Source organism: Dyadobacter sp. CY345 (assembly GCF_021502725.1).
Lineage (GTDB): Bacteria > Bacteroidota > Bacteroidia > Cytophagales > Spirosomataceae > Dyadobacter.
Genome location: NZ_JAKFFS010000001.1, coordinates 1,699,497 through 1,711,912 on the forward strand (window position 1 = coordinate 1,699,497; position 12,416 = coordinate 1,711,912).

A 12,416-nucleotide genomic window follows, 5' to 3' on the forward strand; every position below is an offset into this window, starting at 1 on the left:
GGTAGGTATTGGCATTTTTATGCCACCCTTTCAGGGTTATTTCTGAATAGGATTGATACCTTTCTATAATAATTTCATCCCTTCGGGATTGCGCTATTTGAAAATTTAAGTCGTAATTAAATTGTTAAAGAAATAGATATTTGCTGAGTAGACTAAGACAGGACAGGATTTTCTCTCTTACTAAAAATGAAAAATAACATTTAAAATACATCCAATATTTTCTGGCAGATTATTCAAATCCCGACGGGATGAGATTATTATAGAAATGATGTTATGTGCCGGGCGCCAAACCCTGGAAGGGTGACATTATTCAGCAAACCAATTTAGTGTTAAAATTTAAGGGCCGGGATTGAATATAGAACTCAATTTCCAGCCCTTAAAAAACGGTAAGCTAATCAACAATTTACTTATAAATCTCCTTCCTCGCCGCTTTTAAAGTATTAGTCAACAATCCACAAATAGTCATCAAACCAACGCCACCTGGAACCGGTGTAATGAAGCTGCTTTTTGGCGCCACATCCGCAAAATTGACGTCGCCTTTAATGGCAAAGCCACTTTTTTTGGAAGCATCTTTAACTCTTGTAATACCCACGTCGATAACGACAGCACCGTCTTTGATATAATCCGCGGTAACGAATTCCGGACGCCCTAAAGCTACGATTAGTATATCAGCCGTCTGGCAAATTTCTTTCAGATTTTTCGTTTTGCTATGTGTAATTGTCACGGTACAGTTTCCCGGATATTCGTTACGTTGCATCAAAATACTCATCGGTAAACCAACAATCTGGCTGCGGCCGATTACAACGCAGTGTTTTCCGCTGGTTTCAATTCCGGCGCGAATCAACATTTCAAGGATTCCAAAAGGTGTTGCGGAAATGTAGGCAGGAAGCCCTTTACACATTCTGCCAACGTTAATCGGGTGAAAACCATCGACGTCTTTCGACGAATCCACAGCTTCCATAATCGTGTTTTCTGAGATATGTTTTGGCAAAGGTAACTGAACAATAAATCCATCCACGTCAGAATTTTTATTCAGGGACTCAACTGCCTCCAAAAGTTCAGCTTCGGTCGTTTCAGGTCCAAAACGCAATAGGGTAGAAGTGAATCCAATCTCTTCACAGCTGCGAATTTTTGAAGCTACGTAAGTCTCGCTGGCACCATCTTCTCCCACTAAAATTGCGGCCAAGTGTGGTTTTTTCCCACCAGCTGAAATCCAGTTTTCAACTTCAATTTTTATTTCTGACTTAATCTGGGCTGAAATAGCCTTGCCGTCAAGTAGTTGCATTTTTAATAAGGTCTAATAATCAATATTTAAATGAAAGCAGGAATCATTCAAGACTCAGGCGTCACTTGCAATTCTCAGTTCATTTTTGAGTTTTTCAAGCCCGGTCGACGCTTTCTCCTGAATAAAGGTCATATTTTTTCGAAAAGTGATGTCAGGTCTGACAGGATCGATGATGTAAATCGGCTTATGGGCGTGTACATAATGAACAAGTCCAGCCGCTGGATAAACGGCCAGGGAAGTACCCACAACGACGAATATGTCAGCCTGCTCAGTAATTTCAACAGCGATATCCATCATAGGAACTGCTTCTCCAAACCATACGATATGCGGACGAAGCTGGCTCCCAAGCTCACACAAATCTCCTTTTTTCAGTTCCCAAGATGTTATATCATAGACCAGTTCAGGATTTTTTGTGCTTTCTGATTTGAACAATTCCCCATGTAAATGAACCACATTCGACGACCCGGCAACTTCATGCAGATTGTCGACGTTCTGCGTGATTATTTGTACATCAAAATATTTTGCAAGCTCAACCAGCGAGTAATGAGCCGGATTCGGTTTCACAGAAAGTGCTTGTTTTCTTCTTTCATTATAAAAATCCAACACAAGGTCAGGATTTTTCTGCCAGGCTTCGGGAGTCGCTACATCTTCGATCCGATGATTTTCCCATAATCCGCCACTATCGCGAAATGTATTTATTCCGCTTTCAGCACTAATTCCGGCACCAGAGAGAACAACGAGCTTTTTCATGTTTTGGTATTCGGCCGTCGGCGGTCAGCTTTTGGCAGGTTAATAGTACAAAATCCTAGTAAAATCAGCTCTTGGTCGTTTTTTTTGCAGCGGTTTTTTTAGCGGCAGGTTTTTTTGCGGCGGGTTTCTTAGCTGCTGGCTTTTTCACTGCCGGAGCTTTTTCAGCTGCTGGCGCTTTGGGTGCTGCTTTTTTGAAACCACCTCTTCCCGTCGGTTTGTCAGGCGTATCGGCTGCTATCTGCAAAATCGCTTCGTAAGTCAAATCCGCCGGTTCTGTTCCTTTTGGGATTTTAAGATTACGTTTTTCAAAAGCAACATAAGGCCCGTAACGTCCGTTCAGAACTTTCACGTCAGGATTTTCTGTAAATTCCTTGATCGTTTTGTTGCTGTCTGAGATACGTTTTGTTTCAATAATTTCAACCAGACGATCTTCGGTAACTGCCATTGGATCATCCGTTTTTGCAAGCGAGTAATATTTGCCGCCGTGTTTTACATAAGGGCCAAATTTCCCAACGCTAACAATCATTTCAGAATCTTCAAATAAACCAACCGTACGTGGTAATTTGAAAAGTTCAAAAGCCTCATCCAACGTGATGTTTTCCATCAACTGGCCTTTTTTCAGACTTGCAAACTTTGGTTTTTCTTCATCTTCCGCATCGCCGATCTGAACATAAGGTCCATACTTACCGATACGTACAGTGATTTTCTTACCCGTCGCAGGATCTTCGCCCAGTTCACGGGAAGTCAGGCTGCGGTCGATCGCTTCTTCTTTTGCCTCATCTACTTTTTTGTGGAATGGGGTATAGAAGTCAGTGATCATTTTTTGCCAGGCAAGTTGCCCGTCGGCTATATGGTCAAAGTCTTTTTCGACACTTGCTGTAAAAGAATAGTCAATGATATCCTGAAAGTGATTTACCAAAAAATCATTTACAACCATCCCCGTACTTGTCGGGAAAAGTTTTGACTTTTCAGTACCGTAAACCTCTTTTAGTACCACACTTTTTATTTCATCTTTTGCGAGCGTCATTTCTCTGTAAGCACGCTCCGTCCCATCGCGGTCTTCTTTGATAACATACTCTCTTCTTATAATTGTAGAAATTGTAGGAGCGTAAGTTGACGGTCGGCCAATGCCCATTTCCTCCAATTTTTTCACAAGGCTCGCTTCCGTATAACGTGGTGGGTTACGGGTGAAACGTTCCGTTGCTTTCATATCAGCAAGGTTCAGAATCTGGTTAATATTCAATGGAGGAAGCATGCCTTTTTGCTCTTCATCTTCCTCGTCGCTTGATTCCAGATATACCTTTAAAAATCCCTCAAACTTGATGACCTCACCCTGAGCGACCAATTCTTCGTTTGTGGACGAAATTCCGATCGTTGCAGTTGTTCTTTCAAGCTGTGCGTCAGCCATTTGAGAAGCAATAGCACGTTTCCATATCAGCTCGTAAAGACGTTGCTCGTTTCGGTCGCTGCTTCCTTGCAATACAGAAAATTCAGTTGGACGAATCGCTTCGTGCGCTTCTTGGGCCGACTCGTTTTTGGTTTTAAAAACCCTTTTATTATAGAAATTATCACCGTATTCACTTGTAATCTGAACACGGGCTTTTTCCATCGCCTCTTCCGACAAGTTTGTCGAATCGGTACGCATATATGATATTTTACCTGCTTCATATAACCGCTGTGCAACGGTCATCGTCTGAAGCACGGAGAAGCTCAGTTTACGTGAAGCTTCCTGTTGTAAAGTAGAAGTTGTAAATGGGGGAGCTGGCGTTTTTTTAGCTGGTTTTACTTCAAGATTTTTAATCGAAAAAGTCGCTTTGACACATTTTTCAAGAAATGTCATTGCGTCCGTTTCCTCTGCAAAGTTCTTCGGCAATTCTGCGTTTAAAACCTTACCATTTCCAAGATCAAAGTGAGCCGTTACCTTGAAACTTCCTTTCGCTCTGAACGCGTCAATTTCTCTTTCACGCTCCACAATAATGCGTACAGCCACAGATTGAACCCTTCCTGCTGAAAGATTGGTTTTCCCGATCCGTATCTTTTTCCATAAAATCGGAGAAAGTTCATAACCTACCAGACGATCCAGAATACGTCGTGCCTGCTGTGCGTTAACAAGATCAACATCAATAACACGCGGCGTGGCAATCGCATTTTGCAAAGCTGTTTTGGTGATTTCACGAAAAACGATCCGCTTCGTATCGTCAGGCAAACCTAAGGCCTCTTTGAGGTGCCACGATATGGCTTCCCCTTCACGGTCGGAGTCAGTCGCGAGCCATACTTCTGCGCCCTTCGCTAATTTCTTTAACTCATTAATGACTTTCACCTTGTCACCTGAGACTTCGTAAGACGGCTGAAAACCATTGTCTACATCGACACCCATATCATGTTCGGGAAGGTCACGTACATGCCCAAAGCTGGATTTAACGATAAAGTCTGTCCCTAAATAATTTTCTATGGTTTTGGCCTTCGCCGGTGACTCTACGATCACCAGATTTTTTGACATAATTTTTGAATTAAGATACTAGGTGGCTCTTTGGAGCTCAAATATAGGGCAGAAAGCAGGAAAAAATCAAAGTACTTGTGAAAAGGTGTCGGAGAAACTTCTTTTTGTCAAAACCAAAAACATGATAATTTCGACATTTGGCACTGAGAATTAGCAGTAGAAAGAACAAAAATTTGCGTTTGCAGGTTGTACTTATAGCGGCTTAGTTCATAATCATTGTAAATAAAAGCAAAAAAATAACGCTGGTCGGCTACGTTATAAGGAATTTTGTACTTTTATGCGTTTTATTGTTAACAAATAATTTGATCGTTGAATCACTATGGCTTTTAATTTAGAACATGATTAAGGGTTAAATTACCCACGTGCAGGAGCGGAGATAAGTTACCCGCAAAGTAGTAGTAGGCAAACCTTTAACATTGACAAGATTTCCATTATTATGAATATTTATAAGGATTACATTAAAGAGATTGAAGAAAGAAAAACCCAGGGGCTTAATCCAAAGCCTATTGACGGTGCTGAATTGCTGAGCGAAATTATTTGGCAGATCAAAGATTCAAATAATGAGCACCGGGCAGACTCTCTAAACTTTTTTATTTACAATACATTACCAGGTACCACAAGTGCTGCGGGTGTTAAAGCCAGATTTTTAAAAGAAATCATTCTTGGTGAATCCGTAGTTGAAGAAATATCGCCGGCTTTCGCTTTCGAGCTTTTATCACACATGAAAGGCGGGCGTTCGATTGAGGTTTTGCTTGATATCGCGCTTGGTGATAATGTCTTCACTGCGAAAGAAGCTGCAAAAGTTCTAAAAACACAGGTTTTCCTTTACGACGCTGATGTTGATCGTCTGAAAGAAGCATATAAAAGCGGAAATGAAATTGCAAAAGAAATTCTTGAAAGTTACGCGCAGGCTGAGTTTTTCACTAAACTACCGGAAGTAGCTGAGGAAATTAAGATCGTTACATTTATTGCCGGTGAAGGTGACATTTCTACGGATTTGCTTTCTCCGGGTAACCAGGCTCACTCACGTTCAGACCGTGAACTTCATGGTTTGTGTATGATTACACCAAAGGCGCAGCAGGAAATCAAAGCATTGCAGGAAGAACATCCTGACAAAAGCGTGATGTTGATTGCTGAGCGCGGAACCATGGGTGTTGGTTCATCAAGGATGTCAGGAGTGAACAATGTTGCACTCTGGACTGGTAAAAAAGCAAGCCCATATATTCCATTTGTTAATATCGCTCCGATTGTTGGAGGTACAAACGGAATTTCCCCGATTTTCCTTACAACGGTTGATGTTACCGGCGGTATAGGAATTGACCTGAAAAACTGGGTGAAAAAAGTGGATGCTAATGGTGAGGTTATCCGCAATGAAAGTGGTGATCCCGTGCTTGAAGAAGTTTACTCTGTGGCGACAGGTACTGTTCTTACAATAAACACAAGAACAAAAAAATTATACAACGGCGATCAGGAACTGATTGACATCTCTAAGGCGCTTACGCCTCAGAAGATGGAATTTATCAAAGCAGGCGGATCATACGCGATTGTTTTTGGTAAAAAAATACAAACCATCGCATGCAGGATTCTGGGTATTGATATTCCTCTTGTATATGCTCCGTCAAAAGAGATTTCTCACGAAGGACAAGGTCTAACCGCAGTTGAAAAAATATTCAACAAAAATGCTGTTGGCACCACGCCGGGCAAAGTTTTACACGCTGGTTCGGATGTTCGCGTTGAGGTAAATATTGTAGGTTCACAGGATACGACTGGTCTGATGACTTCTCAGGAATTGGAGTCTATGGCTGCTACTGTGATTTCACCAATTGTTGATGGTGCTTATCAGTCAGGTTGTCACACGGCTTCGGTTTGGGATAAAAAAGCGCAGGCAAATATTCCAAAACTCATGAAATTCATGAACGATTTTGGTCTTATCACAGCGCGCGACCCGAAAGGCGAATATCACGCCATGACGGATGTGATCCACAAAGTGCTTAACGATATCGTTGTAGACGAGTGGGCGATCATTATCGGAGGTGACTCTCATACCAGGATGTCAAAAGGTGTTGCTTTTGGTGCTGACTCGGGAACTGTTGCGCTTGCACTTGCAACCGGTGAAGCATCAATGCCGATTCCTGAATCTGTGAAAGTAACTTTCAAGGGTGAAATGAAGTCTCACATGGATTTCCGTGATGTGGTTCATGCTACCCAGGCACAGATGCTTCAGAAGTTTGGCGGAGAGAACGTTTTCCAGGGAAGAATTATCGAGGTTCATTTGGGAACACTTCCTGCTGACCAGGCTTTCACGTTCACCGACTGGACAGCTGAGATGAAAGCAAAAGCTTCTATCTGTATTTCTGAGGATGATACCCTGATCGAATCATTGGAAATTGCCAAAGGCAGAATGCAGATTATGATTGACAAGGGAATGGACAATAGCAAACAGGTTCTTCAGGGATTGATCAACAAAGCGGATAAGAGAATCACAGAAATTAAATCGGGCGAAAAGCCAGCTTTAACGCCGGATGCAAATGCAAAATATTACGCCGAAGTTGTTATTGACCTGGATGTGATCGTAGAACCTATGATCGCAGATCCTGATGTTAATAATAAGGATGTATCCAAGCGTTACACGCATGATACCATTCGTACACTTTCTTATTACGGAGAAGATAAAAAAGTTGATCTTGGTTTCGTAGGCTCCTGCATGGTACATAAAGGAGATTTGAAAATTGTCTCCCAGATGCTTAAAAATCTGGAAGAACAACAAGGAAAAGTTGAATTCCATGCACCGCTTGTAGTAGCCGCTCCAACCTATAACATTATAGAAGAGCTGAAAAGTGAAGGTGACTGGGACGTATTGCAGAAATATTCAGGTTTCGAATTTGACGATAATGCGCCAAAAGGCACGGCACGTACTGAATATGAAAATATGATGTATCTGGAACGCCCTGGCTGTAACCTTTGTATGGGTAATCAGGAAAAAGCTGCCAAAGGTGATACTGTTCTGGCAACTTCGACCCGTCTTTTCCAGGGAAGAGTTGTTGAAGATTCGGAACGTAAAAAAGGAGAATCCCTGCTTGCATCCACACCGGTTGTAGTGTTGTCTGCAATTCTTGGACGTATTCCTAACATGGAAGAATATAAAGCTGCGGTGGTCGGCATTGACCTGACCAAGTTCGCACCGCCTGTGAAGCAGTTAGCCAGATAAAAATCTGTTTAAGGAATTGACGGTGGTTCGGTTTTTGATAAGTGTGGATGTTTAGACATTAATTTAATTACTATGGCTTTTGACTTAGATATGATTAAGGGTGTTTACGCCCGTATGCAGGAAAGAGTTGAAGCTGCTCGTCAAATTGAAGGGCGGCCGTTGACTTTGGCAGAAAAAATATTGTATTCCCACTTATGGGAAGGTACGCCCACACAGGTGTATCGAAGAGGTAAATCTTATGTAGACTTTGCTCCTGACCGCGTTGCGATGCAGGATGCTACTGCGCAGATGGCTCTTTTACAATTTATGCAGGCCGGAAGGCCACAAGTTGCCGTGCCGTCTACTGTTCATTGCGATCACCTTATCCAGGCCGAGGTTGGCGCTGTTGCCGATTTGCAGACTGCAAAAGATAAAAATAAAGAGGTTTATGATTTCCTGGCTTCGGTATCCAATAAATATGGTATAGGATTCTGGAAGCCTGGCGCTGGAATTATCCACCAGGTTGTTTTGGAAAACTACGCGTTTCCCGGCGGGATGATGATCGGTACCGACTCCCACACACCAAATGCTGGTGGTTTGGGTATGGTAGCGATCGGAGTTGGTGGCGCGGACGCGAGTGATGTTATGTCAGGATTGGCCTGGGAGCTTAAAATGCCCAAGTTGATTGGTGTAAAACTGACTGGAAAACTGAGTGGCTGGGCTGCTGCAAAAGATGTTATTCTCTGGGTTGCAGGTCAGCTAACTGTAAAAGGTGGTACTGGCTGCATCGTTGAATATTTTGGTGAAGGCGCTGAAAGTTTGTCTTGTACGGGAAAAGGAACCATTTGTAACATGGGTGCTGAAATCGGAGCAACAACTTCTATTTTCGCATACGATGAGAAAATGGCTGCTTATCTTCGTTCAACCGATCGTTCGGATGTAGCAGATGCTGCAAATGCGGTTGCAGGTTATTTGCGATCGGATGATGAAGTATATGCTGATCCTGTGTCATTTTATGATCAATTGATCGAACTTGATCTTTCAACCCTTGAACCACATGTAAACGGTCCGTTTACGCCGGATTTGGCATGGCCACTTTCTAAATTTGCTACGGCGGTTAAAGAAAATGGCTGGCCGGAAGTGCTTTCTGTTGGTTTGATCGGTTCTTGTACTAACTCTTCTTATGAAGATATCAGCCGCGCAGCTTCTGTTGCGCAGCAGGCTGTTGATAAAAGATTAGTTGTTACGTCTGAATATACAATTACACCGGGTTCCGAGCAGGTGCGTTATACAGTGGACCGCGATGGTTTTCTTGATACTTTCGCGCAGATTGGTGGTGTGGTTCTGGCAAATGCTTGCGGACCTTGTATTGGTCAATGGGCGCGTCATGGTGCTGAAAAAGGGGAGAAAAACTCTATCATCACTTCCTTCAACCGTAACTTCTCAAAACGTGCTGATGGTAACCCAAATACGCACTCGTTCGTAGCATCACCTGAAATTGTAACGGCTCTGGCAATCGCTGGTCGTTTGACTTTTAACCCTTTGACAGATACGCTCGTTAATTCGGAAGGTCTTACCGTAATGCTTGACGAACCATCAGGACTTGAACTTCCTGCCAAAGGTTTTGCTGTTGAAGATGCAGGATATCAGGCACCTGCCGAAGACGGAACGACCGTTCAGGTTATTGTGAGCCCAACTTCGGATCGTTTGCAACTGCTTGAACCTTTCAAAGCCTGGGAAGGTACTGATCTTAACGGTTTAAAACTTCTGATCAAGGCAAAAGGAAAATGTACGACTGACCATATTTCTATGGCTGGCCCATGGTTGAAATACCGCGGTCACCTTGACAACATTTCCAATAACATGTTGATCGGTGCAGTTAACTATTATAATGAAAAGACAAACACTGTTAAAAATCAGTTGACTGGTGTTTACGGTGAAGTTCCTGCGGTTCAGCGTGATTATAAAGCGAACGGTATCGGAACAATTGTGGTAGGTGACGAAAACTACGGAGAAGGTTCTTCAAGGGAACACGCCGCTATGGAACCTCGTTTCTTGGGTGCCCGTGCAATTCTTGTAAAATCGTTCGCCCGTATCCACGAAACAAACCTTAAAAAACAAGGTATGTTGGCTTTGACATTCGCTGACACGGCTGACTATGATAAAATTCAGGAAGACGATACTATTGATATCAAAGGATTGCAAACATTTGCACCCGGCGTTCAATTGACCATTGTGCTTCATCATTCAGATGGAACAACTGAGGAATTCCCGGTAAACCATACTTATAACGAACAACAAATCGAATGGTTTAAAGAAGGTTCTGCTTTGAACATTATTCGTAAATCGGTCGCTGCATAAGCCTCTTGATTATTTAAGTTAAAACGAAAAAGACTCCTGCTCGAAACGGGAGTTTTTTCTGTTTTACCATCTTAAGTTAATCTATCTACTCTTCTTATCCGGGAATACTCATTTCTAACCATTCATCAATAATTGCCGGATTTATTTTTCCAAATGAAAGATTATTGACTAGTTTTATAGAGTGATTGGTCAGTCAGGTTTAGATGATTGAGTTTTCCTATTCAAATTTGCTTCAATGAAAAAACGAATTATAAAAATGTTATTCATCATCATTGCGCTGATAGCAGTTGTTGCTGTCTCAATCTATATTTTTATACATCAGCCAAAATTTGGAAAAATGCCGTCGGGCGCCCGTCAGGCAAAAATTGAAAAGTCTTCAAATTTTAAAAATGGGCAATTTCAAAATCTGAGCTTCACACCAGATCTTGCCGAAGGCGTAAGTTATTTCCAGGTTTTGAAAGAATTTATTTTCAACAAGAGTAAAAGGGTAAAACCAGAATCCACGTTACCTTCTGTAAAATCGGATTTGCTTCATTTAAATCCCGAGGAAGACATTCTGGTATGGTTCGGGCATTCTTCTTATTTCATGCAGATCGATGGGAAAACGATGCTGGTCGATCCTGTATTAAGCGGCGCTGCTTCTCCTGTGAGCTTCACAACCAATAGTTTCCCTGGAAGCGATGTCTACGTAGTTGAAGATTTTCCGGAAATTGATTTTCTCTTTATTTCTCACGACCACTGGGACCATCTTGACTTTGAAACCATCATGAAGCTGAAAACGAAAGTCAGGAAGATCATTACCGGGCTGGGTACGGGCGAGCATTTCGAGACCTGGGGTTTTGATATGTCAAAGGTGGAAGAAAGAGATTGGTATGAGGCTGTAAATTTAGGTGATGGTTTTTCGGTTAACCTAACGCCAGGAAGACACTTTTCCGGGCGCGGTTTATCAAGAAACCGGGCGATGTGGGTTTCATTCGTACTGCAAACACCAACAAAGAAATTATTCCTTGGTGGGGATTCCGGTTATGACACGCATTTTAAAACCATAGGTGAAAAATTCGGTCCATTTGATCTGGCGTTATTGGAATGCGGGCAATACAATAAAAACTGGAAATATATTCACATGATGCCTGAGGAAGTTGCACAGGCAGCGGAGGATTTAAAAGCAAGGAAATTAATGCCGGTACACTGGGCGAAATTCCAGCTGGCGCAGCATGATTGGGACGAGCCGATTATCAGGGTTTCGGCAGCCAGCAAATTGAAAAATATTCCGCTGGTCACGCCAATGATCGGGGAGGTAGTTAAGCTGAATGAAGATAGAACATACCCCGCCTGGTGGGAAAAGATAAAATAATTGATCCAACAAAAAAGCTGACGTGTCGACGCCAGCTTTTTTGTTTTCTCGTACGTTTGGTCCTTTGGAGTGTATTCTGTCTTCTTTAAGATTTATCTCACTCCGCTAAAACCAGTAACGTTCACATTTTCTGATCAAAATAATTTGGAACTGCAGACATACGGCCATTAACGATAGTGACTTTTCCGTAAGAGACATAAAACCCGAGCGATTCGTTGGCTGTTAACCAAACAGCTTTATTCTTTTCATCATTAATATAAATCGTCTCATTTTTATCTGTAAGCGTGGTAATGGGGTATCTTTCAGCATAAAAGGTCGTCACGTCTTTCCGGGTTTGTTCGTCATCAACAAAGTCGATAGCCATTGAAAGTATCATATTATTATCGTCAAAAATATACATGATTCGGCTGATCTTGTCGCTGATGCCAGAATAGACATAAATATTGTTTTGGTTGTAGACAAGATTTCCTAGGGCGCTTGACATGATCGTGGCCTTATCGGAAGTAAATTCTAACTGCGGTTCCTGAAAAAACGAAACGTAAGGCGTTACTGTTATTTCAGCGACTAATTCCTGGCCGTCAGCAATTGCGGTGATCGTTGTCTTTCCAACTTTTCTCGCACTAATTTTTCCATTTGCAGATACCGATGCAACATTTGCATCGCTTGACGTCCACTGGTAAGAACTAGCCTGCACCAGATTCTCCCCTTTGCTTATAACCAACTGATAATCATGATCGTATTTAAGCTCAATCCTGTTTTTGTCCAGAACAGGCTGTGGGTCAATTTCTTTCTTGCAAGAATTAAGAAGCAGAAGCCCGAAGATTACGAATAGAAAATGTTTCATATCCAGAAGATTGATAGGTGAGTTATAACATGTAGTTTGCGACTGAAATGTAGTATAAATATTACAGAAAGTCAATTCGAAAACTGAATTTGTAACTTCGTGTGTATAATCTTTCTATTAATTAATTATCTTAAA

At 42.1% G+C, this 12,416-nt stretch carries 7 protein-coding genes; 3 read left to right on the forward strand and 4 right to left on the reverse strand.

Going from position 1 to position 12,416, the window contains the following annotated elements; genetic code table 11:
- Nucleotides 1-403: 403 nt before the first annotated feature.
- From L0657_RS07135 to topA, 3 genes are all read right to left on the reverse strand, one after another.
- Complete coding sequence (locus L0657_RS07135; protein WP_235149727.1) at nt 404-1,285, reverse strand: bifunctional 5,10-methylenetetrahydrofolate dehydrogenase/5,10-methenyltetrahydrofolate cyclohydrolase; 882 nt, start codon at nt 1,283-1,285, stop codon at nt 404-406.
- A 54-nt stretch (nt 1,286-1,339) separates the two neighbouring features.
- On the reverse strand, nt 1,340-2,035 hold the full coding sequence (locus L0657_RS07140) for an NAD-dependent deacylase (RefSeq protein WP_235149728.1): 696 nt from the start codon (nt 2,033-2,035) through the stop codon (nt 1,340-1,342).
- Between the two features lie 64 nt (nt 2,036-2,099).
- Entirely contained in the window at nt 2,100-4,535 is a 2,436-nt protein-coding gene (topA, locus tag L0657_RS07145; RefSeq protein ID WP_235149729.1) for a type I DNA topoisomerase, read from the reverse strand.
- Nucleotides 4,536-4,971: 436 nt separating this feature from the next.
- On the opposite strand from topA, the gene L0657_RS07150 reads away from it, so the two are divergent.
- From L0657_RS07150 to L0657_RS07160, 3 genes are all read left to right on the forward strand, one after another.
- Nucleotides 4,972-7,743, forward strand: a complete 2,772-nt coding sequence (locus tag L0657_RS07150) for a bifunctional aconitate hydratase 2/2-methylisocitrate dehydratase (protein ID WP_235149730.1) — start codon at nt 4,972-4,974, stop codon at nt 7,741-7,743.
- Nucleotides 7,744-7,815: 72 nt separating this feature from the next.
- Nucleotides 7,816-10,083 (forward strand): aconitate hydratase, encoded by a 2,268-nt coding sequence (locus L0657_RS07155; RefSeq protein ID WP_235149731.1) that lies wholly within the window; start codon nt 7,816-7,818, stop codon nt 10,081-10,083.
- A 235-nt stretch (nt 10,084-10,318) separates the two neighbouring features.
- The gene (locus tag L0657_RS07160) at nt 10,319-11,437 is read left to right on the forward strand and encodes an MBL fold metallo-hydrolase (protein WP_235149732.1); all 1,119 of its coding nucleotides are present in this window, start codon (nt 10,319-10,321) and stop codon (nt 11,435-11,437) included.
- A gap of 121 nt (nt 11,438-11,558) precedes the next feature.
- Here L0657_RS07160 and L0657_RS07165 read toward each other — a convergent pair whose 3' ends face one another.
- A complete protein-coding gene (locus tag L0657_RS07165) occupies nt 11,559-12,281 on the reverse strand; it encodes an Ig-like domain-containing protein (protein ID WP_235149733.1) in 723 nt (240 codons plus the stop codon).
- Nucleotides 12,282-12,416: the final 135 nt, after the last annotated feature.

What these genes read in the sequence shown, in the direction of transcription:
- L0657_RS07135 (WP_235149727.1), bottom strand. Translation starts at nt 1,285, where the DNA reads ATGCAACTACTTGACGGCAAGGCTATTTCAGCCCAGATTAAGTCAGAA.
- L0657_RS07140 (WP_235149728.1), bottom strand. Translation starts at nt 2,035, where the DNA reads ATGAAAAAGCTCGTTGTTCTCTCTGGTGCCGGAATTAGTGCTGAAAGC.
- topA (WP_235149729.1), bottom strand. Translation starts at nt 4,535, where the DNA reads ATGTCAAAAAATCTGGTGATCGTAGAGTCACCGGCGAAGGCCAAAACC.
- L0657_RS07150 (WP_235149730.1), top strand. Translation starts at nt 4,972, where the DNA reads ATGAATATTTATAAGGATTACATTAAAGAGATTGAAGAAAGAAAAACC.
- L0657_RS07155 (WP_235149731.1), top strand. Translation starts at nt 7,816, where the DNA reads ATGGCTTTTGACTTAGATATGATTAAGGGTGTTTACGCCCGTATGCAG.
- L0657_RS07160 (WP_235149732.1), top strand. Translation starts at nt 10,319, where the DNA reads ATGAAAAAACGAATTATAAAAATGTTATTCATCATCATTGCGCTGATA.
- L0657_RS07165 (WP_235149733.1), bottom strand. Translation starts at nt 12,281, where the DNA reads ATGAAACATTTTCTATTCGTAATCTTCGGGCTTCTGCTTCTTAATTCT.